Annotated in this window: 18 protein-coding genes and 1 pseudogene; 14 read left to right on the top strand and 5 right to left on the bottom strand. The window is 44.8% G+C overall.

Going from position 1 to position 23,668, the window contains the following annotated elements:
* Nucleotides 1–2,044, top strand: a pseudogene (locus V7K30_RS07375) (HEAT repeat domain-containing protein); the annotation flags it as partial.
* 493 nt (nucleotides 2,045–2,537) lie between these two features.
* Here V7K30_RS07375 and V7K30_RS07380 read toward each other — a convergent pair.
* A complete protein-coding gene (locus tag V7K30_RS07380; protein ID WP_334998464.1) occupies nucleotides 2,538–2,993 on the bottom strand; it encodes a cupin domain-containing protein in 456 nt (151 codons plus the stop codon).
* A gap of 271 nt (nucleotides 2,994–3,264) precedes the next feature.
* A complete protein-coding gene (locus tag V7K30_RS07385; RefSeq protein ID WP_334998465.1) occupies nucleotides 3,265–4,044 on the bottom strand; it encodes a cysteine hydrolase family protein in 780 nt (259 codons plus the stop codon).
* An 80-nt stretch (nucleotides 4,045–4,124) separates the two neighbouring features.
* On the opposite strand from V7K30_RS07385, the gene V7K30_RS07390 reads away from it, so the two are divergent.
* Nucleotides 4,125–5,525: an amidohydrolase gene (locus tag V7K30_RS07390; RefSeq protein WP_334998466.1), complete on the top strand. Its 1,401-nt coding sequence runs from the start codon at nucleotides 4,125–4,127 to the stop codon at nucleotides 5,523–5,525.
* Nucleotides 5,526–5,714: 189 nt separating this feature from the next.
* On the opposite strand, the gene V7K30_RS07395 is transcribed toward V7K30_RS07390, so the two are convergent.
* On the bottom strand, nucleotides 5,715–11,171 hold the full coding sequence (locus V7K30_RS07395; protein ID WP_334998467.1) for a trifunctional serine/threonine-protein kinase/ATP-binding protein/sensor histidine kinase: 5,457 nt from the start codon (nucleotides 11,169–11,171) through the stop codon (nucleotides 5,715–5,717).
* Between the two features lie 65 nt (nucleotides 11,172–11,236).
* Here V7K30_RS07395 and V7K30_RS07400 point away from each other — a divergent pair, with 65 nt between their 5' ends.
* The 12 genes from V7K30_RS07400 (at nucleotide 11,237) to V7K30_RS07455 (ending at nucleotide 22,010) form a co-directional block, all read left to right on the top strand.
* Nucleotides 11,237–11,473, top strand: a complete 237-nt coding sequence (locus V7K30_RS07400; RefSeq protein WP_334998468.1) for a hypothetical protein — start codon at nucleotides 11,237–11,239, stop codon at nucleotides 11,471–11,473.
* 259 nt (nucleotides 11,474–11,732) lie between these two features.
* Entirely contained in the window at nucleotides 11,733–12,365 is a 633-nt protein-coding gene (locus V7K30_RS07405) for an SDR family NAD(P)-dependent oxidoreductase (RefSeq protein WP_334998515.1), read from the top strand.
* Nucleotides 12,366–12,420: 55 nt separating this feature from the next.
* Complete coding sequence (locus V7K30_RS07410; protein WP_334998469.1) at nucleotides 12,421–13,131, top strand: SDR family NAD(P)-dependent oxidoreductase; 711 nt, start codon at nucleotides 12,421–12,423, stop codon at nucleotides 13,129–13,131.
* Nucleotides 13,132–13,213: 82 nt separating this feature from the next.
* Nucleotides 13,214–13,561, top strand: coding sequence for an NIPSNAP family protein (locus V7K30_RS07415; RefSeq protein ID WP_334998470.1), 348 nt, complete (start codon nucleotides 13,214–13,216; stop codon nucleotides 13,559–13,561).
* A gap of 441 nt (nucleotides 13,562–14,002) precedes the next feature.
* A complete protein-coding gene (locus V7K30_RS07420; RefSeq protein WP_334998471.1) occupies nucleotides 14,003–14,944 on the top strand; it encodes an aldo/keto reductase in 942 nt (313 codons plus the stop codon).
* Nucleotides 14,945–15,208: 264 nt separating this feature from the next.
* Nucleotides 15,209–16,555: an epoxide hydrolase family protein gene (locus tag V7K30_RS07425; RefSeq protein WP_334998472.1), complete on the top strand. Its 1,347-nt coding sequence runs from the start codon at nucleotides 15,209–15,211 to the stop codon at nucleotides 16,553–16,555.
* A 245-nt stretch (nucleotides 16,556–16,800) separates the two neighbouring features.
* Nucleotides 16,801–17,256 carry a hypothetical protein gene (locus V7K30_RS07430; protein ID WP_334998519.1) on the top strand — a complete coding sequence of 152 codons (456 nt, stop codon included), beginning with the start codon at nucleotides 16,801–16,803 and terminating at the stop codon, nucleotides 17,254–17,256.
* Nucleotides 17,163–17,774 (top strand): GMC family oxidoreductase, encoded by a 612-nt coding sequence (locus tag V7K30_RS07435; protein WP_334998516.1) that lies wholly within the window; start codon nucleotides 17,163–17,165, stop codon nucleotides 17,772–17,774. The genes V7K30_RS07430 and V7K30_RS07435 overlap by 94 nt, the downstream gene beginning before the upstream one ends.
* Before the next feature lie 117 nt (nucleotides 17,775–17,891).
* Entirely contained in the window at nucleotides 17,892–19,211 is a 1,320-nt protein-coding gene (locus tag V7K30_RS07440; RefSeq protein ID WP_334998473.1) for an IS4 family transposase, read from the top strand.
* A 258-nt stretch (nucleotides 19,212–19,469) separates the two neighbouring features.
* On the top strand, nucleotides 19,470–19,742 hold the full coding sequence (locus V7K30_RS07445; RefSeq protein ID WP_334998474.1) for a hypothetical protein: 273 nt from the start codon (nucleotides 19,470–19,472) through the stop codon (nucleotides 19,740–19,742).
* Between the two features lie 248 nt (nucleotides 19,743–19,990).
* The gene (locus V7K30_RS07450; RefSeq protein ID WP_334998475.1) at nucleotides 19,991–21,346 is read left to right on the top strand and encodes a DUF697 domain-containing protein; all 1,356 of its coding nucleotides are present in this window, start codon (nucleotides 19,991–19,993) and stop codon (nucleotides 21,344–21,346) included.
* A 403-nt stretch (nucleotides 21,347–21,749) separates the two neighbouring features.
* Entirely contained in the window at nucleotides 21,750–22,010 is a 261-nt protein-coding gene (locus V7K30_RS07455) for a Calvin cycle protein CP12 (RefSeq protein WP_334998476.1), read from the top strand.
* Here the strand turns inward: V7K30_RS07455 and V7K30_RS07460 are convergent.
* Both V7K30_RS07460 and V7K30_RS07465 read right to left on the bottom strand, forming a co-directional pair.
* Nucleotides 22,007–22,825, bottom strand: a complete 819-nt coding sequence (locus tag V7K30_RS07460) for a TlyA family RNA methyltransferase (protein WP_334998477.1) — start codon at nucleotides 22,823–22,825, stop codon at nucleotides 22,007–22,009. The genes V7K30_RS07455 and V7K30_RS07460 overlap by 4 nt on opposite strands.
* Nucleotides 22,826–23,260 carry a DUF29 family protein gene (locus V7K30_RS07465; RefSeq protein WP_334998478.1) on the bottom strand — a complete coding sequence of 145 codons (435 nt, stop codon included), beginning with the start codon at nucleotides 23,258–23,260 and terminating at the stop codon, nucleotides 22,826–22,828.
* Nucleotides 23,261–23,668 lie beyond the last annotated feature (408 nt).

Genomic DNA, 23,668 nt, shown 5'->3' on the forward strand with positions numbered 1-23,668 from the left:
AGTGGCATTGGGCAACCTGGGACAAGCGGCGGCTAACTACGTCCCTGACATCGCCAAAATCCTCAAGGATGAAAAGGTGGACGCCAACGTTCGTTATGGTGCGGCAGTGGCATTGGGCAACCTGGGACAAGCGGCGGCTAACTACGTCCCTGACATCCTCAATTTCCTCAAGGATGAAAAGGTGGACGCCTACGTTCGTTCAGGTGCGGCATCGGCATTGGGCAAGATCAGAAAACTGGAGTTAAAGGAGGTTATTGTAATTCTGAATAATGTTTATGAACCTGGAAGTTCAGAATATCTAAATTGGCGTTTTCTTACCTATTTCCTGAGTGGTGGCACTGAGGAGGTGAAAACTCTACTAAAATGGCTTGGCTCTCCTGAAGTAGTTCCTAAGAAACTCACATACAATGAAGGCGTCGAAATCCTCAACTTATTCCTGCAAGTTTGGAATAGTAGTCAGGGGTTAGAACGCTTACGCGACGACTTAGCCAGGCAAATCTCGGAAGTTACCACTAACAAAAACGTTACTTGGAAATTACAGGATATTGTCTTACTGCAAAGCCATTACAGCAACCTGGAACAAGTCCACTCCACTAATGCTAATGCCGTGCAGTCAGCAATAGATAATCTGAAGTTGTGGCGGTGGTTCGTCCTTGCTAGAAACACCATCCTCATTCATGCTGCCTTTTGGCTAGCCCTAATCTTTGCCTACCCCAAATTTCCCCAAGTCCAAGCCATCTTCTTCTGGAACCCGTGGGTACGCCGAATTTTCGGTGTCGGCTATGTCGGCTTTCTCCTCGCCTGGGTTCCCTTCCTGCGCCGCAAACTGTTTGAGCCGTTCCAGCCTTCTCTATTAGCCGATGCCGGCTTAGATAACTTTAATGACAAAACATACTTCCCAGAGTCCAGAGTTAAAATTCCCAATTCCGAAGAAATCCTCCCTGTCACCGCAGCATTACCCAGTATCAAAGGGCAAATTGTCTTAGAAGGCGATTCTGGTTTAGGCAAGTCGATGTTTTTGCGCCATCTTGTCAAAAACTCCCAGCAAATTCTTGTCTATCTCCCCGCCCAAAAGTGTAATAAAGGCGTAATTGAAGCCATCCAAGACAAGCTACACGGCCAAGCCCAAGATGCCGACTTCCTGAAAAACCTGATTTACAGTGGTGCAATTGACATCTGCATTGACGGACTCAACGAAGTCACCGCCGAAACACGGGCAAAAATCTGCCAGTTTGTCGAAAGCTATTTTCGGGGCAACATTATTATGACTACCCAGCCCCTAGAGTGGATACCGCCCTCAACAGCAAAAACATACTACTTGCAACCCCTTGAGCAACAACAAATTCAAGAGTTTTTGATATCCCGTCAGCCGCGACTCCCCAAAGATGCCCAAGTTCAAGGTGCTGATTACGAAAAAGCCTGCACCAAATATTTAACAGAAGTCCTCAAACAGCAACAAGCTAAAGAAGAGTTAAACGCTGCCCAACGAACTCTTTCCAATCCAATGGATTTAACAGTGGTAGCGCTGATGTTATCACAAGGCAAACACCCTGACTTGTTTCGCCTGCAAGAACAGCAATATAATTTAATGGCGGCAGAATACCTGAAAGAATGGAATCAAGAATTTCCCTTAAAGAAATTCTCAGCCGCCGTCTACCAAATGCGACTCGAAGACAAACAAGCCTTACCCGCAGATGAATTTCACCAAGTTGTCATGTCTTTAGAAGACGAGAAATACAAAATGGTAGTCAGCCGCCAGTGGCAAGGTGAAAAAGGCGAAGCCAAGAAAGAATGGTACTTCCGCCACGATAAAATTATGGATTTCTTCTTAGTGCAGAACTTTCTGGGCCAAACTGATGCCGCCAAAGGACTATTAGTTGGTAGAAGGGGCGATCCGCGTTTTCGTGGTGTTTATTTCTTGCTAGCAACCTTACTTCCATTAGATGCAGCCAAAGAACTGCGGGAAGAATTGATTCAATATGCCGCCGACACCAAAGACAATACAGTGAGTAATACCTTTGTGCAGTTATTGCGGACTAGATAGTGCGGTTCGTTGGCTATAAACCCAGCCCAATATAGGCTTCGGGGGATTAGCCGTCAGCTTCTAAACCATGTAAAGATAAAAAAGTGAAAATCATTTAGTCCACTAAGCGTGGACTTGGGCTATCAGACTCGGAATTTAGGGAACTCCAAAAAATAAATTATCCAATTTCACTGAATCAAAACGACTTTCCCTCCCCTTTCCAAGGCTACCGTGTACACACAAGTCGAATTACCCCCCTTAATCCCCCCTTATAAAGGGGGGAAATAATAAATCTTGTTCCCTCCCCTTTATAAGGGGAGGGTTAGGGTGGGGTGAGGCGGATCGTGGTGGGAAGTGAGTGAACTCAATATCCAGTTTTTACAAGGGTTTCACGTTAAGTTGACACCAATGAGCAATGCTGTGCCCCTACAGCGTGGCTCTATTTACCATCAAAGAATGATTAACAAAAACCTGAAACGACGTATTTACCTTGATACACAACATGATTCTTTCTTTAACAGGGCATTAAAGCATTAAATCTCCCCAATACTGCCATATCTTCGGCATCTAACTCCGCCGGAATACCACTGCGAATCAATTCCGAAAAGTCTTCATTGGGAACCATAACAGTCAACGTGTACAAGCGACTAGAACCAGTATTTTTAATTAAATGAGTCCCAGTGGGAGGCACCAATAAACTATCTCCAGTTTTGATCGTGGCCCTCTTGCCGTCACACATAGCGATCGCTTCCCCTTTGAGAACGAAAAACATTTCTACCGCCCACTGATGGCGATTTGGCGGTGTTTGTCCACCAACATCAAAAATTTCTATGCAACAAGTCAAGGAAGTATTAGCATTTGTCGAATCGAAAATAATTGCTAATCGATTGGAGTCGTTGGGACTGATGCGATATACTTGGTAATCTTTGGGAGATTTGATAACCGGAATTACACAACGAGTAGCGTACATTTATTTATCCCCTATGAAGTTATCGATGGGTATGAAAATTCCAAAAATCCAAGTCCTGAATATTGAGTGGTTAGTTGTATGCCTAAATCACAGAATTACTAATTACTAAATATTCTTCAAAGGATGTTTTAAAAGTCTTTTGTGATGTATCAAAGACTTGTAGAACCCCCTAAATCCCCCGATAAATTAGGGGACTTTGGTTCATTTTCCTCCCTTTTTAAAGCTTGATCGGGGGAATCTCGATAGAACTTGATCCTTTATAAACATCCTCTCACTCCTCACTGTTTTGCAGCGCTGTTAAAATCCCTTGCGAGTCAGTAACAAAACCGAAGCATTGTTTGACATTGTACAATGTCGCCAGCCAACAATATTCAGGAGAAGTAGTAGCGGTACAGTCTTTAACTAACACGCAGTCATATCCTAAAAAGTTGGCATCACATAACGTGGTTAGCACACATTGATCAGCATTAACACCAGCAAAAAATAATGTTGTCTTTCCCAGATTCCGCAAGATACTATCTAATGGCGTATCCCAAAACCCACTCATGCGGTATTTGTCCACACGAATATCTTCGGGAATTTGTTCTAGTTCGTCTACCACTGCCGCTGCCCAACTACCTGCCATGAGTACTCTAGCACCATTGCTTGGCAGTGGATCGCCCAATCCCACACCTTCCCCTGTGGGATTATAGACGTGACGCGAACCAGCACTAATATTGAGCAAGTCGGGACGATTCCCCCAATTTACCCAAATGACTGGAACACCAACCTCACGCAGTTCTGGAAGTAAGCTGTTCAAAGGTTCAATAGGCTGACGCGCCGGAGTTACGTCCACGCCGATATGCGCTAACCAGCCATCAGGGTGACAGAAGTCGTTTTGCATATCAATAACGAGGATAGCAGTTTTTGCTAAGTCTAGGCGCAGGGTTTTAGTTTCTGTTGATAAAATAACGGGTTGTGGGGTCTTTTGAAGACGAGTGATATCTGCGATCGCATCATTCACTGTCCACGCATTTGGTGCAACTCCCAATGTCCGAAAAGGCAAATTCATAAATTGCAATATCCAACACCATTTTCTATTTTGTAACTTGAAATTCAGTTGAGAAGACGATTACTTAATCAAGGTTAAATATGCTAAGTTTCACCATCCAGAATGTTTTGATTGCCGTCAGTGATGATTATGCAACAGTAGATGTACAGATTGTAGATGGTGCTATCGCAGCCATTGCTCCCAATCTACAGGTAATCGGCACTGCGATCGATGGCAAAAATAAGCTACTGCTACCTGGCTTTTTCAACGCCCACACCCACTCATCAGAGATGTGGCAGCGAGGAATCATGTCAATGTTCCCTTTAGAATTATGGTTGGCAGAACTGTATGATTTTGCCCCCCTCGCTCTCGAACAGGTTTATCTGAGCGCCTTGGGTACTGCGGTGGAAACCTTACTTTCCGGCGGGACGAGTGTGGTAGATCATCTGGTGTTAATTCCCGGACTTGAGTTAGAAACGATCGCCATTGCAACTCGCGCTTACAGAGAAGTAGGGATTCGCGCCTTTATCGCCCCCTTAATTCAAGATGAATCCCTCAGCGCAGGTATACCATCCGGGGAATCAGCAAAAACTCATGAACCTTATTTTCGCTCAACTGCGGCAACATTGGAAATCATTGAAGAAGCGGTGCGGCAATTTCATCGCCCGGATGAGGGTGTAAATATTTTAGTTGCACCAACAGGGATACAATTGTGTACTGATGCTTTATTTAAGGGATGTATCGAGTTAAGCGATCGCTATAATCTTTGTCGTCACTCCCATTTACTCGAAACCAAAGTACAGGAAAAACTCGCTCAAGAAAAGTACGGTTGTACTGCTGTGGAACATTTGAAAAGAATCGGATTTTTGAGCGATTGCACAACACTTGCCCATTGCGTCTGGTTAAATGATGCTGATATCGCTATCCTTGCCGAAACTGAATCTACAGTTGTTCATAATCCCTTAAGTAATCTGCGTTTAGGCAGTGGCATCGCCCCTATTTTAAAATATCGCCAAGCTGGGGTAAATGTGACTTTTGGTTGCGATGGTGCTTCGAGTAATGACTCCCAAGATTTGTTAGAAGCCATCAAAATTGGTTCTATATTACATAACGTTACAGACTCAGATTATCAACACTGGATTACACCCCGACAAGCAGTAGAAATGGCATCTTTGGGAGGCGCAAAGGGACTAAATTTGGCAGATAAACTCGGTTCTATTACTGTGGGAAAACAAGCAGATTTAGTACTTTATGACCTCACCAATTTATCATTGCTTCCCCGAACAGATCCCATTGGCTTATTAGTCTTAGGTCGTCCCACAAATGTTGTTAATAGTGCTTGGGTAAATGGGAAGCAAATTGTTGCCGATGGTAAAGTGATAACAATTAATGTTGATGATTTGCGACAAGAATTATTTAACCGTAGTCAATGGGAGACAAAGCGCAAGTCTGAAACGGTGGCGCAAATCGAAGCTCATTATCGCACAGTCATGGGTTTGTAAAACACAAATAAATACGGTTTAACCTACTATAAAGACTGTCTCCGTTTACAATGATGACGACGGGCTACGCCTACGCACTTCTGTTAGGGTCATCTATATGGTTTTGGAGCGGTAGTCATGACAATTATGAGCGTTTTTTTGGGTGAGTCTGTCAACAGCCCAACACATCATATAGACTTTGTAGTAATTTTAAATCGGAATTTGAATCACAAATTCTGTACCCTCTCCCTGTACAGAATTTACTTCCAGAGTGCCGCCATGTTTTTCTACAATAATTTGCCGGGCGATCGCTAATCCTAATCCTGTACCTTTACCTACAGATTTAGTTGTAAATAAATGGTCAAAAATCTTTTGTTTGACTTCATCCGACATTCCCATACCATTATCTTGAATGTAAATTAAAACATGATGTTTGTCTTCACTCAAACAAGTTTTAATCTCAATTGTATTATTAATGTTGTGAAAATTACGTCCAATATTCGACTCCTCTAAAGCATCAATGGCATTTGCTAATAAATTCATAAATACCTGATTGAGTTGCCCAGGAAAACATTTGACTAAAGATATATCTGCATATTCTTTCACTACTTGAATATCTGGATGTAGTTCTGATGCTTTTAAGCGATGCTTAAGAATCAAAATTGCGCTGTCGATACCTTCGTGAATATTAAAAGTAACTTTGTGTTCTGTATCTGCCCTCGAAAAGGTTCGCAAACTGTTGCTAATACTCCGAATCCGGTCAACACCTAATTTCATCGAAGAAATCAGTTTTGGCAAATCTTCTCGGAGATATTCTAAGTCAATCGCTGCGATTTCTTCTTCAATTTCTACACCCGGATTCGGAAATTTTTCCTGGTAGAGGTCGATGAGGTGAAACAAATCTCCAACTAAATTAACAGCAGGTTGGATATTACCTGCAATGAAGCCTACAGGGTTATTGATTTCGTGGGCTACACCTGCAACTAAGTTACCCAATGCTGACATTTTCTCACTTTGCACCAGTTGTAGTTGCATCTGCTGTAAATCTGTAAGAGAGTGTTCTAACTGTTTGGCATTTTCTTGCGATCGCTGATAGAGAGAAGCATTTTCTAAGGAGATAGCCGCTTGTGAACACAATAGGTTGATTACTTGGAGTCTATCATGTGTAAATACTCCGGCAATTAGATTATTTTCTAAGTAAAGGATGCCGATTAACTTTCCTTGATGGAGAATTGGGGCACACAGCAAACTTTTGGGTTGTTCTCGAATAATGTATGAGTCAGAAGCTAAAGAATTATCCCCAGTTGCATCATCGATTACCAATGTTTCTAAAGTGTGTTTGACATAGTTAATTGGAGTCAGGGGGATATCTGGACTGAACTCAATGGGAATAGATTGCAGAATAGTTGGCACTTCTTGGAATGTTGCGTAGGCGTAGCCGGTCGTAGACATCGCTTCGATCACCCAAATATTATCCTTGAGTAAAATTAGCGCACATTTTTTCGCTCCGGTATTCTCCATCACCACTTGCATTAATATAAAGAGCAACTTCTCTAAATGAATTTCGCTAGATAGTGCTTGAGAGGCTTTGAGAACACTTGCTAAATCCAAAGCTTCTGAAATACTGGTGCTACTGGATGAAATTGTCATACCAGGGCTAAAAGTAGACAGGGACATATTATGGGAAGTGGATGCTGTCTCTGTGGGATTTAGGCGAATTTTTTCCCATTGGAGAATCGGGGCGAGTAATTGAGGATAACGTTTTTCTAAGTCATGAACTTTGGCTTTAGCGCCCCAACGAACATAGCAGTAATAAGCATTTGTCAAATAGGTTTGGGCAATTTGCTCTTTACCCCATGTCAAATAAAATTTGGCGGCGAGTTCGTGAGCAAGAGCTTCTTCTTGGATATATTCGTTTTCTTTAGCTCCATGAATGGCGCGATCGTACATTTCCATTGCTTGAATATATTCACCGAGAATGCGATAGCGTTCAGCCTCCACTAAGTGAAACTTATGTAAATAATTCATCGGCGCATGATCCGCCCAGTTATGCATTTTTTCCTGATTGGCTGTAACTCGCTTTAAAATGAATACTTGCCCATCTTCAGAAGCATCAAAATATACGGCTAATTGGCTCAGAGAATCATAGAAAGGAAATAGTGGAACAATAATACTTCCAAGAATACTTTCTAAATAATTCTGTGCTAATTCAGCATTTTCAATAGCATGAGTATACTCAGCAAATAAATAACAGAGAACCAATTTATTAAAATACAATGAACAAATTATGGTTTGATCATTTTCTTGATGATGAAGCGGCAACATGGTTTCTTCATTGTAAGCATCACCGATTAAACGGCAAGAATTTTGATTTTTTGATAGTAAGTTAAGCACTACTTGCCGATAGAGTTCATTTTTATGTAAGGATGGTTCTTGACGAATTTGCGCGAGTCCTTGACTATAATTTGCTATTTCCTGTACTAGAGAAGATAATTCTTTACCAGCAAAATATGAGATCAAGGAATAATTACATGCACAATAACCTGCAAATTCTAAATCTCCTATTTCTACCCCGCTATAATAGGCTGATTGTATAGGATGCAAAAGTTCCCTAAGATGCTTCTTCCAATGATTCAAACAGCCATAAACAATCATATATGTCTTAGCTATGAATTCTTTAGCATTTAATTTATCTAATAGTTTTAGAGTTAGTTGACCGAATTGATAACCTGAATCAATATCCCCTACAATGCCACAAAGAATCAGCCCGTAAGATGAATATGCATACAGAGAATTAGCAGTATTTCCATAATTGAGGGATAAATTAACTTGTTTGAACAATATTAAGGGATAGAGTTCTGGCATAACTAGATAAGCAGCACCAGCTATATTTGTCAATATATTCATAGCTGCTAACTTATCTGGTTCAGTCATTAATTTTAACTCTAGTAAGTCTTCAATAGCTTTTCCTGCTAAAGCTAATTGTGTCTCCTCTAGTCCACGGGTAATATCTATTGGTGTTGGCTGTTCGGGTAGTTCTATGCCTAATAGCTTAAGAACTTGAAGCCCCGTTTTGATCGCTGACAACATTCTGTTTTGTGCTACCTGAGATAAGATTTTGACTTCATAGGCTTTGACTTGATCAATCACTGTTTTGCCATTTTGTAATATTACTTTCACCCTTTGCTCCATCTGTTCAAAATCACCGTTAAGATGGGCTACCTCGGCAGATGTTGAATACATTGTCAAAGCCAACTCATACTGATGTTGCCAACAATCTTCTGTGAGTAACCGAATTCCAAAATTTGTGTACTCTACAGCAGCTTCATAAGCAGTCGAAATCCTCGCTTTATGACTTGCAGTTAGGTTTAACTTTGCCAGTTCTTCTCGTTCCTCTGGCTGAGTAATTAGTTCAACTCCCAAATTTAACTGATTAACTAATTTAAACAGATGTTCTTCGCGCTGTTCAAGCGAAATATTCCTCAACATTAATCGCCCAATTTTGAGGTGTACTATCTGTTTTTGGTCTTCAGGAATTAGAGAATAAGCAGCTTGTTGAACACGATCATGCAAAAACTTGTAGGAACACGAACCAGAATTCAGCATCCAGGAATCAGAAGCAATGACAGATTCTCCTGACTCCTGTTGATAAAACTTGTAAACTTCAGTTGTGGGTATAACTAAACCTTCTTGCAAAGCTTTCCATAAGTCTGCTGCTGTCTCCGCTAGGGATTTTTCATGGACAATTGCGAGAGTTGTTAAGTCAAACTGATTATCAATACAAGCTGCAAGCTGCAAAACTTTTTGAGTTGCTTCTGATAACTTCTGCAACTGAAGCACCAAAAACTCTACCAAATCATCAGTAAATGCTAATGCTCTAACCTGAGCAATGTCACATTGCCAATGACCCATATCAAAGTTATAGTTAATTAACTCGTCTTCGTGCAGTAACTTGAGGAATTGATTAGCGAATAATGGGTTGCCCTGAGTTTTTTGATATACTAAATCTGTGAGAGGTAGGGCAATTAATAAGTCACATTTTAGAGCATCAGCAATTAGATAATTTAAATCTTTGTGATTTAGAGGAGCTAAAGTAATTTTATTAAGAATCGCTTCAGTTTTATAAATTTCCCCTAAGGAAAACATTAACGGATGTGCCGGAGAAACTTCATTATCCCGATAAGCGCCAATCACTAACATATAGTGAATTCCCCTTTCACTCATCAGCAATTGCGTCAACTTCAAAGATGCTGAATCTGCCCATTGCAAATCATCCAGAAATATCACTAAGGGATGTTCTTTGGTTGTGAAAACTTGGATAAATTTCTGAAACAGTAAATTGAAACGATTTTGTGCAGCACTTCCTGAAAGTTCAAGGACTGGCGGTTGTTGTCCAATAATTTTTTCTAGTTCGGGAATAACTTCGATAATTACCTGAGCATTCTCACCCAAAGCTGTCAAAATTGTGGCTTTCCATTGTTCAAGTTGGGCATCGGTTTCACTCAGCAATTGCCCCATTAAATCTCGAAATGCTTGAACGAAAGCTGAAAAGGGAATGTTGCGTTGAAATTGGTCATATTTCCCTTTGATAAAATAACCCCGTTGTCGCACAATGGGTTTATGGACTTCATTGACAACGGCAGTTTTACCAATACCAGAGAAACCTGCTACCAAAATCATTTCAGTGTTTCCCTGTGCTACTCTGTCGAATGCTGCAAGTAAGCTTTCTACTTCTGCTTGCCGACCATAGAGTTTTTCTGGGATGATGAAGCGATCGCAAATATCTCGCACTCCTAACTCAAAGACATCAATACTGCCAGTTTCTCGCCACTGATGCCAGCAAATTTCTAAGTCATATTTCAGCCCCAAAGCACTCTGATAGCGGTCTTCGGCGTTTTTCGCCATCAGTTTGCTGATAATTTCAGACAGAATTGGGGGAATCTTAGGATTGAGACTATGCACCTGTGGGGGAAGCTTTGCTAAGTGACAATACACCAACTCCATTGGTTCATCTGTGCTAAAAGGTAACTGTCCGGTGAGGAGTTCAAAAAAGGTGACACCCAAGGAATAAAAGTCGCTGCGGTAATCAATTCCTCGGTTCATTCGTCCAGTTTGTTCGGGAGAAAGGTATGCCAACGTCCCTTCTAGGATATTTGGATTAGTCAGAGTTTGCGTTTCTCTAGAAAGTAAGGAGGCGATACTAAAATCGATGAGTCTTATGTCTTTTGTAGTGGGGTTAATCAAAATGTTGGCGGGTTTGATGTCTTTGTGAATCACTCGGTTGTGATACAGTCCATCTAGAATCGAGACAATTTGCAAAGCAATGTGAAAAAATGCTTGCAACCCATCAGCATTTTCTCCCATCCCTTTACCCCACCTCCCTATCTCTTCTTGGAGAGAAATGCCGCCCAAATCTTCCATGACTAAGGCATAGCTGTTTTGATAGTTCTCCAGGCTATAAGTTTTGATAATCCCATCAATATCTAGGTTTTTCGCAATGGTGTACTGATTGCGGAACCGCACGAGTTCATAAAATGTAGGATACTCACGCCGCAACAGTTTAATCACTACTGGCATTTTGTCTGATTCTCTAATGCCGCGATGGACTAGGGTTTTTGAGCCGGAATAAATTAGCTCATGTATTTGATAACCGGTTAGTGCCACCATAGTTCTGTTTTCCCTACAAGGTTAATTTTTTCCTGTTTACATTGATTGTTCCCATTAAGACAAATGTGCTTAACGTTTGGGAAGACAATTTTGTAACAAGATATGAATGTGCGATCGCTAAATCCTTCTTTACAGAACTTCAACAAATAAATTATCCAATCTTGTGGGGTGGGCGTCTCGCCTGCAAGGATTACATAGCAAGCTATCAGGATTTGCATTATCGCTATGGAATGAAGACTACGGTCAATGCGGCGTTTTGGTGGGATGCTCCGGTTGAGAGAAAACCCAGGCAGCAGCTATAGCAAGCACTAATTCAAAAATTTAAGGCACCATTTAACAAGGAAATGTGGGAGCGGTGGGGGCAACCGTTTGGGTAGAAAAAGTAAAGTTTAGTATCAAAGTAAATCTCCTCTTTTAATAGAGTGATAACTTATTAATTGAAGCCCTATATATAGCTTCATAGGCAGATTTGACAGGCTGTTTGTTCAATTTAGTTAAGAGGTAAAACGCTGTTGTATTGCAATCTGTCTTGTTAACTAACAACAACACCCAGTCAAAGAACTGGGTTTAAAAACCGTTGCCTATCGTGCAGACGTGACGGACTCCAATGCCCGTGCCGATCTTTTCAGCAAAATTGGTCAACGCTTCGGCAGTCTAGATATTATCTTCGCTAACGCTGGTATTGCTGGAGCTACACCCATAGGCAGCGCTGATGAAGCGGTGTTTGAGAACATCATTCGCGTCAATCTTACCAGCGTTTTCTTTACAGTCCAAGCCGCACTGCCACTGCTTAATGATGGCTCCTCAATTATCTTGAACAGTTCCGTTATCGGTTCGCTGGGTAGTCCCGGCAGGGCAGCCTACGCAGCAAGCAAGGCGGGTGTTCGCGGCATGGCGAGAGCGATCGCATCTGAACTTTCTCCCCGCAACATTCGAGTCAATGTCGTCGCACCGGGAGCAATCAAAACTCCCATCTGGAGCCGTGGGTCTACTCCACCTAAGAAGGCGGACGAACTGACAGCGGAATGGGCAGCAGCGACTCCACTAGGTCGTTTGGGAGAAGCGGACGAGATTGCCAAAGCAGTCCTCTTTCTTGCCTCAGACGACTCATCCTATGTCCAGTCGGTTGAACTTTTTGTTGATGGTGGCATTGTTGGTTCTCCAATCGGTGGAGCGACTTTCCGCAGTGCATAAATCTTTTGACATTCTTTGTTTCATCAACCCCTCAAACGCATAAAGGAGTTTTATTATGGGCATCGAACAGAAAGTCGCTGTGATTACCGGCGCATCGCAAGGCATCGGCGCAGCCCTTGTCAAGGCGTACCGCGATCGCAACTATCGGGTGGTTGCAATCTCACGCTCAATTCAGCCATCGGATGATGATGCAATCCTCCCAGTATCAGGCGACATCGCCGATCGAAAAACTGCCGAGCGTGCGATCATCGAAGGCGTGACCCGATTTGGGCGCATTGACACGCTCATCAACAACGCAGGTATCTTCATCGCCAAGCCATTTACCCAATACACCGAGGCTGACTACGAGGTATATCTGGGCACTAACGTCACTGGCTTCTTTCACATGACGCAACTCGCCATTGCAGAGATGGAGAAGCAGGGCAGCGGTCATGTTGTGCAGATATCGACGAGCCTCGTTGACCACGCGATCGCTGGCGTACCGTCCGTACTCGCGTCGCTGACGAAGGGCGGACTGAATGCCGCGACCAAATCGCTGGCGATCGAGTATGCCAAGAGTGGTATCCGGGTGAACGCGATCGCGCTGGGTACTATCAAGACGCCAATGCATCCTGTCGAGACCCATGCACAGCTCGATGCCCTGCACCCGATCGGTCATATGGGCGAGATATCCGATGTCGTCGATGCAATCCTCTATCTCGAATCAGCCAACTTTGTGACGGGCGAAATCCTTCACGTCGATGGTGGTCAGAGTGCGGGTCACTAACGCCGCCTTGCGATCAGAAAAATGGCTATGACACTCTCAAACACGATTGCTTGATCGTAAAGCTTTTAAAGAAGCACATATCATGACTCAACTCGATAAAGGAATGATCTACGAATTACGCATTTATCAGTCCATGCCCGGACGACTACCAGCACTGCTTTCGCGCTTTCAGAACCACACGTTGCGGATTTGGGAAAAGCATGGCATCCGCCAGGCTGGATTCTGGACAACGCTAATCGGCGAGAGCAATCAGCAGCTTACTTATATGCTTGCCTGGGACAGCATGGCTGAACGCCAGGAGCGCTGGAGTGCATTCCTCGCCGACCCCGAATGGATCGCGATCAGCACCGAGACTGAGAAGGACGGACAACTCGTGCAGAACATCAGCAACAAGTTGCTGGCACCGACCGCCTTTTCCTCGGTGAAGTGATCGATGGTGGGAGCTACGGAACTCAAACCCACAACTCGCCTCACTATCACAGCTGAGTAATGTGGACAGAGAATACCTAACCATAGTTAATTCAACATCAGTTTGTAAACGCAATCTAGGTAGTACTATGGAGTTAGTAACATGACATTGATCACCGAAGCCGCCTCTATTCCTAACAGCACGTTGGTGCGCCGAAGTTCAAGGAAGACATCATTCAGGCGTCCTACGACGGCATCAAGCACAAGTCAGACCGACTTTTGGCAACGTCAAGAGCGATGTCATCGCCGACAAGGAGCCTCATTTTCACCGAGGAAACTTTTGCAACGTGATTCGCTCCTCGGCCTGGGGGCCTGAGTCTTGCTCCGTCACTAGTCCGGATCTTCGTTGCAACACCTTCCAAGATTTCCCGTATCTCGTCACGTCAAAACAAGGAGTATAAACATGGTTACCGAAGACACGCTTCGCTATACGACAATACCTCTCACTCATGGATCTGGCGCCATGCCGGCGCTCGGGTTTGGAACACTCATCCCCGATCCTCTCGCGACCAAGGAAGCGACCAAGGCTGCATTGGAAGCGGGATTTCGGCATCTCGATTGCGCGGAGCGATATCGCAACGAAGCCGTCGTCGGCGAGGCGATGCAGGAGGTGTTCAAGGCAGGGGGAATCCAGAGGGAGGACGTTTTCGTCACCACAAAGCTATGGAACAACAACCATCGTCCAGAGCGGGTCCAGCCTGCGTTCGAGGCAAGTCTCCGGCGACTACAAATCGACTATATCGATTGCTATCTTATCCACACCCCGTTTGCTTTTCAGCCGGGCGATGAACAGGAACCGAGGGACGCTCGTGGCCAGGTCATCTACGATCCTGGTGTCACGTTGGTGGAGACATGGCACGCGATGGAGCGCCTGGTGGATGGCGGTCGGTGTAAATCGATAGGTTTATCGGATATCGGTTTGGAGCGGCTGAAAGAGATCGTTGCCGTGGCGCGAATTAAGCCTGCCGTGGTGCAGGTTGAATCCCATCCGTATCTCCCCGAGTGGGATCTCCTCGAGTTTTGCCAGCAACAGGGTATTATCCTACTCGCATTTGCCGCACTGGGTCATGCGATGGAGCCAAAAGTTACGGAAGACCCGATAATCGCGGCCGTTGCACAGCTCGTCCACCGGACCCCAGAGCAAGTCGCGCTGGCCTGGGCCGTACAACGCGGTACCGCTCTTCTGACCACCTCGACATCCCCTCGCCATATCCAAGAGAGCTTTGATATCTCGACCTTGCCCAAAGAGGCTATGCTGGAAATTAGCGACCGCATCACGACCAGAGTCCGCTTCAACGCAGTGGTCGATACCGGCGTGCCTGGATTCATTCCTCGGACCAAGTGAACGGTTGTTATCGACGGAAAATAAAGCTAAGTAGCCGCGCAGAAATAACTTACCTGTTTTAAAAGTTATAGAAAAAGGTGAAAAGACGCTAAATCAACATTTTCTCTTTCATTCTTCCTCTTTTCTAAGGTAAAACTGGGTAACTTATTTTGGCGCGAGTCCTAACCGCTTTTTCTTGGCTAGACCAACACTAATACCCACATTTGAAACAGACAGCCGGTTCAATTACAGCAAGTTGGGTTAAACCCAATTGGACAAAGATCAATGTCTGAAAAAATCAACCATCAACGCCGCCAATTTTTGGGCATTGCGGCCATGACTATTGCGACTACACAGCTAGGTCGATTCGGTTCTGCCAATGCCCAATACAGCAAAGTAACACCAAAGGAGACCACCATGACTCAACTTGAAACCTTGCACACCGACACAACTACAATCCGTCCCTTCCACATCAACGTTCCGCAAGCGGCACTCGACGACCTCCGCCGTCGCATCATAGCAACGCGATGGCCCGAAAAGGAGACGGTCGCCGATCAGTCGCAGGGTGTGCAGCTCGCAACGACTCAGAAACTCGCGCGCTATTGGGCAACCGATTACGACTGGCGCAAGGTTGAGGCGAAACTGAAAACTCTACCGCAATTTATCACCACGATCGATGGACTTGATATTCATTTCATTCACGTTCGATCGAACCAGGAAAACGCCTTGCCGCTCATCGTCACGCATGGCTGGCCCGGATCGATCATCGAGCAACTGAAGATTATCGAGCCACTGGTCAACCCCACGGCATATGGCGGCAATGCAGCGGACGCTTTTGACCTCGTGATTCCCTCGCTTCCAGGCTATGGTTTTTCAGGCAAGCCGACCACGACCGGCTGGGACCCTGCCCGTATCGCACGCGCCTGGGTTGTGCTGATGCAGCGCCTTGGCTACTCGCGATTTGTGGCGCAAGGGGGTGATTGGGGGAATGCAGTCACAGAGCAAATGGCCCTGCTGACACCTCCGGGACTGCTCGGCATTCATACCAACATGCCTGCCACTGTTCCAGCCGATGTTGCAAAAGCACTTAAGTTCGGCGACCCGCCGCCATCTGGACTCTCAACCAACGAGAAGAACGCGTGGGATCAGCTCGACTTTTTCTATAAGCACGGACTTGGCTACGCTCAGGAGATGGCGAACCGCCCGCAAACGCTGTACGGCATTGCAGATTCGCCGGTCGGTCTAGCCGCCTGGATACTCGACCACGACGCGCGCAGCTACGCACTTATCGCACGCGTCTTTGACGGACAGTCTGAGGGACTGACGCGAGACGATATCCTCGACAACATCACGCTTTACTGGTTGACGAACACGGCTGTCTCTTCGGCTCGTCTGTATTGGGAGAATAAGTTTGTCTTTTTCGACCCTAAACACGTCGCCATTCCGGTTGCCGTGAGCGTCTTTCCTGATGAGATTTATGCAGCCCCGCAAAGTTGGACAGAGCGGGCGTATGCCAAACTCATCCACTATAACCGAGTGGAAAAGGGCGGACACTTCGCGGCGTGGGAGCAGCCAACGATTTTTACTCAAGAACTCAGGGCAGCGTTCAGATCGCTGCGCGCGTCAAAATGACTGCTTTAGAAAGAACGTAACTACAAGGAGGTCGGCACGTGTCCCAAGAAATTAATCATAATCGTCGCTACTCTTTAACAACTGCGGCTTCTGCTCGGAAGTGATACTGCTCATGCGGTGGAGCAGAGTGACATCGCACGGTTTGAAGCTGACCGAAAGTGTCGGAACTTAAGCATCTCTACCGATTTTGAGCCGAGTGACAGGTCTAACGGAATCATTTCGATTTTGAAAGCAAGGTAGACCCAATGAAAACGAATTTTGAGAATGAATTTGAGTATGAACGGGACAACGATCCGGGTAGCACCAGTAATGATGACAATTTCACCGATCGCGTCCGCAGCAACCAGCACAAGCTCACCTCTGAACTAAGACACCAGTACGATTTTATTGTTTGCGGATCTGGATCTTCTGGCTCAGTAGTTGCCCGCAGACTAGCTGAGAACCCGGATGTTAGCGTTCTACTGCTTGAAGCTGGCGGCACCGATGATGTACCCAGTGTTGTCACCGCGAATCAATGGTTTATGAATCTTGGAAGCGATCGCGACTGGAGCTTCCCTTCCAGGGACAGCCGAATCCCCATGTCAACGATCGTTCAATTCCGTTCTCGATGGGCAAAGTACTCGGCGGTGGATCAAGCATCAACGTCATGGTTTGGGCACGCGCACACCAGCACGATTGGGATCTCTTCGCCGCTGAAGTGAATGATCCAGCCTGGGGCTATGAATCGGTCTTGAATCTCTATCGCCGCCTGGAAGATTGGCATGGTGCGCCAGACCCGATGTACCGGGGAACGGGAGGACCCGTCTTTGTGCAGCCCGCGCCAGATCCAAACCCGATCGCACCCGCGACGGTCGAAGGAGCGCGGGTGGTGGGTATTCCTACTTTTGAAAATCCGAACGGACGCATGATGGAAGCGGCGAAAGGCGCTTCTATCAGCGATGTGTTAGTCCGCAATGGTAAGCGCGAATCGATATTCCGCTCCTACGTCTTCCCTTATATGGATCGGCCAAACCTGACGGTTCTCAGTCATGCACTGGTCACACGGTTGACGTTCCAGGGCAAACGTGCAACTGGCGTGGAGATATCTTATCGTGACGCGATCTATCGCATTGGTGCGGCAGTTGAAGTCGTGCTGTCGCTCGGTGCAATCCATACGCCGAAAGTGCTGATGCAATCCGGTATCGGCGATGAGGCCGAGTTAGGGACTTCCAAGAAATAAATTATCCAATCTTGTGGGGTGGGCATCTTGCCATTGGTGTCAAGTTAAGAAAAATAGATAATTGTCAAGAGTGGGCAAAACAATGGTAAGAGTCAACACACGGGTGTTGAAACAATCATGAGCAAACCACGAAAAAAGCAAGGAAATCCAGATTTTCGGCATCGAGTCAATGTGCCGGCCCCAGGCAATGAGGAAATAGAATCGCGGTTGTTTGAACTAATCAGCCCAGGGACATTTACAAACCTCAAAGAGGTAAAAGACAAAGAACGAAGCTTGCGTTCACGAGTGCTGACGTTACCAGTGATGACAGCAATAGTCCTAAGTATAGTGTATAGACAAGTACAGCATTTAACAGATGTGTTGCGAATGCTGGAAATAGAAGGATTGATGTGGGTAGAGGCAACGAAAGTCAGTAAACAAGCATTGTCTCAAAGACTAAATAGTTTGCCATCTCAACTATTTGCCAAACTATTTGAGCAAGTGATAGAGAGTCTGGCTGCCAAAAAGAGCGCCAGAGAATTAGCTCCAGGGTGGACATCAGTAGCACAAAGATTTCCTGCCATCTGGATTGGGGATGCCTCAACACTCGAAGCGTTGAAAAAACATTTCGGGCAACTGCAAGAAAAAACAGGTGCGGTATTAGCTGGAAAGATGTTGATGGTGGTAGAAGCTTTCACTCACACCCCTGTAGCAATTTGGTATGATGCTGATGCCAAAATCAATGAAACTCATTGGTGGCAAGCCCTGTTAGAACGTTTGCCTGTTGGTGGCTTGCTGATAGTGGACATGGGATTTTATGGTTTTGAGTGGTTTGATTGTCTGACTGCTGCTGGCAAGTATGTACTGACACGCCAAAAGGAAAAGGTGAGATATCGGGTCACACGTGTACTATCTCAGGGTTCTCACTACAAAGATGAAATTATTCAGATGGGATTGCATCATACTCACCCTTGCCACCATCCCATGCGTCTAGTTTCAGTATTGTGGGGGAAAACTTGGTATCATTATTTGACTAACGTTCTTGACCCACAACAACTTTCGGCGCAGGAGGTTTGTGAACTTTACCGCCGACGTTGGCGAATTGAGGACGCATTTTTATTGACTAAGCGTTTGTTGGGTTTATCCTATCTCTGGGTCGGTGGCACTAATGGCGTACAGATGCAAATATATGCTACTTGGATTTTCTACGCCGTCCTCAACGACTTGTGTGCTGATGTAGCTATCGCTCTGCGACAGCCTATTGAACGCATTTCCGTAGAAATGGTGTTTCGCAGTTTATATTTTTTTCACCGCGCACTTTTACTTAACTCTGAGTTAAAACTTATTCCTTGGCTTGTCGAACATTATCGTTCGATGGGCTTGGTTAAAGCCGTCCGTCAACGCCACCGACGAACGGCTGCTCGCTCTCTTGACATCTGGGCTGATGCCTTAACTTGACACCAATGGCGTCTCGCCCGCCAGCAACTAGTGGGGGACAAGATGTAGATGTCCACCCCACAAGAGATAGTTAGAGTTTTTTTGAATGGACTAAGAGTAGACTCAGGATCGTAACCAACGCCAAACCAAGTAATCCACAAGAAGCATCGATCCTTGATGTATGGGATTCGGACTGTGAATACCGTAAAAATGATTTAAGTGAAGACGACTTACGAACTAAAGTACAAAGCTACGTATAGAAGTTTCCTTGACAGCGCAGTGAAGGCTACAAAATCAGACGATGCGGTAAAAATCAGAAATTGGCTAGTAAGCAACCGTAACTCTGAAACGACAAAAAATCTCCTAAGTGGATTGTCGAAAGCTTACCAAGTTGCTGTTAGGCAAAAACTAGTGACGCACAATCCCTTTGATGGACTTGCGGAAGAAATAAAGGAACAAGGCAGTAAGACTTATACGGCTGAAGAGAAAGAAGGCGAGAGCGACGAAGATATTCAGATTATTATATACATTTACCTAAATCAACGGTTATGAAACACCGATCATTTTATAACCCGCAACTTGGGTTATTAGCACTTTTCAGAGCAATAAGCCAAGAACTTCAGGTATATAAGTCAGGTATATAAGATAGATGTAGATTCTCTCTCCATTGTTTAGCATTCATTGAACATGGTTAATGAGTTGGGATTTATACCTATTGTTCATGCTAAAGCATGTAATTGAGGGTAATTGAGCATTAGGTGAGCATTTTTAAGGTAGTCAAGGCTGAAAGTACTGATATTATGTCAAGTTCGCGTAATCTGCAAGAAACTCACTTAAATCGTGCCCGCGCCAGTCTCAGACAAGCGCTGTCTTGGTATGGATATCTTCGTAAGTCAGGACAATTGTCATCTAACCCAGAATTGCTAGGTTTGGTGAAACCAGAATTGGAAGCTTTGAATTCCACACTCAACAAGCTGGACTCTAACATCATTAGAATTGCCGCCTTTGGTTTGGTGAGTCGGGGAAAGTCAGCAGTTTTAAATGCCTTGCTGGGAGACAAGATTTTGCAAACCGGGCCCCTGAACGGTGTCACTCAATGGCCCCGTTCCGTCCGTTGGCAGCCAGGAGGTAAGGTACTAGTAGAGTTAATTGATACCCCCGGATTAGATGAAATTGAGGGTGAGTCACGGGCGGACATGGCACGAGAAGTGGTACATCAGGCGGATTTAATTTTGTTTGTCGTGTCTGGTGATATCACGCGCACTGAGTATCAGGCATTGCTGGAATTGCGGCGATCGCAAAAACCCCTGATTTTGGTGTTTAACAAAATAGACCTTTACCCAGATACAGACCAGGGAGCGATTTACCAAAATTTGCAACAGCTGGGTGCAGGGAATCCTCAAGCCAAGCCTCTACTACCTGATGAAATTGTGATGGTGGCGGCGGAACCAGCAGCAATGGAAGTACGGGTTGAGTGGCCTGATGGTCGTGTCAGTTATGAATGGGAGACACCGCTACCGCAAGTAGAGGAACTAAAAGAGATAATTCTGAATATTCTCAATCGAGAAGGCCGATCGCTTCTGGCTTTAAATGCACTCATCCAAGCACGGGATGCAGAAGCCGCGATCGCTCAAAAAACCATCGACTTACGCGAACAAGAAGCCGAAAATATCATTTGGCAATTTACCAAATACAAAGCTTTGGCAGTCATGCTCAATCCCATTGCTTTTTTAGATATCCTTGGCGGAACTGTTGCCGATTTGGCTTTAATTCGCGCTCTAGCTAGATTGTATGGTTTGCCGATGACTAGCTATGAAGCCGGGAAAATTTTAAAAACGATTTTATTTAGTTCTGGTGGCTTGCTGCTGGGAGAATTAGGTAGTAGTTTTATTTTGGGTTTGGGCAAGAGTACGGCTGCAATAACCAGTGGTGACAATCCCAGCAATATTACTGCCTTTGCTGGCAGTGCGATCGCTCAAGCTGGGATCGCTGGTTATGGTGCATACTCCGTTGGCAAAGCCGCCCAAGTCTACCTCGAAAAGGGCTGCACTTGGGGACAGTTGGGCGCTAGCAGTGTCATTCAAGAAATTCTCTCTCAAGTTGACAAAAACACAATTCTGTATCGTCTGCGACAAGAATTAGGGATAAAATATTGAGAATAAATAAAAATTGTTTCCCCTTTGTTGCCGTTTATAAGTGTTTATCAACTTCTATCAAGCTCCGATGACAATTGACTGACATTCCCAATTTGGGATGCAAAATTGAGAACATGACTATCTCTAATAGTGACCACAACTAGTGGAATTTCCCTACCTTTTTGAATCAAAGATGACAATAGGGTAATTCCCACTCAATTTTGCAAAAAAGATGACGGTGTTTACTACCGCCTCTTGTGGTCAGCCTATCTAAACTGGAAATGTGAGCCAGCCTGGTCTTGTTGCTTCCACAAAGAGGGACTGGCGTTAGCGACGCAGGAGCGTCACCCGGAGGGTGAGCTTTCTGAGGTCATTTAAAGCTCACAGTTAATATCTATCTTTGTAAACTAAAGGTGAAAGAATCATGACAACTAGCCTAAACTCATTTGAAACTGCTGGGGCGGCAAATATTGAAGAAGCCATTACAGAAGCCATTACAGAAGCCCGCACAACTTGTGAGCAAGATGGCAGTAATTCTGCTGGTTGTGCCGTAGCCTGGGATATTGTGGAAGAATTGCAAGCTGAGAAAGCTGATCAACACCAAGCAAAACAAAAGAAAACCTCTCTAGAAAATTATTGCGATAGCCATCCCGATTCCGTGGAGTGTCTAATCTACGACGTTTAACTCTTCCGTAAATCAGTTGTTGCTGATTGCGTTATTTGCTTAATTGCCTCTAAATCAGGCGATGGTGTTTCACTTTCCATTCCCAACCACAAAAGATATTCGATATTCCCAGCAGGGCCAGTGATCGGCGACCAAGTTAAGCCTTTGTATTTCCATCCTAATTGGTGGGCTGCTTGCAACACCTGGAAAATGGCATCAGCTTGGTCGTTTGGATCACGCACAACGCCTTTTTTACCCACACGGGATCTGCCGACTTCAAACTGTGGCTTGACTAACAATACAGCTTCTCGGTTAGCTTGAGTTAGTTGCCACAAAGCAGGCAGAATCTTGGTTAAAGAAATAAACGATACATCGACCACTGCCAAATCAGGAATCAGGTCATCCTCGCCATATAACTCATCTGGTCGTAGTTGCCGTAAATTGGTGCGTTCCCGCAAAATCACCCGCGAATCATTTCGCAACCGCCAGTCAACTTGCCCGTAACCGACATCAATTCCGTAGACTTGTTTTGCTCCAGCTTGCAAGAGACAATCAGTAAAACCACCAGTAGAAATTCCCCCATCTAAACAAATGCGCTCTGCTACGGGAATGGTAAATACTGACAAAGCTTTGGAGAGTTTTTCACCGCCTCTAGAAACAAAAGGCGATCGCTCCTTAATATTTATTTGAGCCGAAATATCAACTTCTGTACCAGCCTTATCAACTACCTGCTGATTAACAGTAACTTCCCCCGCCTGAATTAACCGCTGTGCCAAGGCGCGAGAAGAACATAAATTTAGCTCTACTAATAGTGTGTCAAGTCGCTGTTTAGCCAATTAACTAGACTCTCCTGGTAAGATTAAAACCAAAGCACGATTGATAATTTCTTCTCGGTTAATAACTTTTTCTAATTCTTCAGGCTGATAAAGACCTTCTTCTACTTCTAAGGAAGCCTGATCAATGGCATTTAAATAGGCTTCTGCTAATATTTCTAACAATTCTTCTGGCGTGAGATAATAGCCTCCCGCTTGCCGCCGCTTATTTTCTCGTTCAATTTCCCGAACCGAATTCCGAATTGAGACTTCCCAAGAACGAGTCGTGCGATTTTCAGCTTGTTGTTTAATCAGATGCAACAATAGAATCACTGCATAACTACGAATCGTTTTGATGATGTCATTTCGGCTCATTTCTGTTAATTCTTCCACTATCAGCAATGCTCCTTCAACATCGCCCTTAACAAGCAAGTCTTTTAGGGTTAATAATTCTTCCATAATCAGCGCCTCAAACATCGGCAATTTCTATTGTGGCTTATGGCAGTTCTAGTTCAGATAAGGACACTATATAATAGACCTCTTGCAAAAGTCCCTAACACCCCTCCCCGCAAGCGGGGCTACGGTGTACACACAAGTCTTAAAAACCTAGCTTGATTAGGCTTGACTCGTTCCCATGCTCTGCATGAGGAATGTATTCATTGAGTCTCTGACTCAATATCTGACTGGAGGCAGCAGCCTCTAATCAACTATTCCCATGCTCTGCATGGGAACGAGAGAACAAGGAGAAATGAGAAATCGAGCTTTTTTCGACTTGTGTGTACACCGTAGCCGCTCTTCGGGAGGGGAGCGTTTGCGTTAGCAAATGCGGGGTGGGGTTCTTAATTTTTGATTTATGCAAGAGGTCTA

It is taken from the genome of Nostoc sp., assembly GCF_036917655.1.
Lineage (GTDB): Bacteria > Cyanobacteriota > Cyanobacteriia > Cyanobacteriales > Nostocaceae > Nostoc.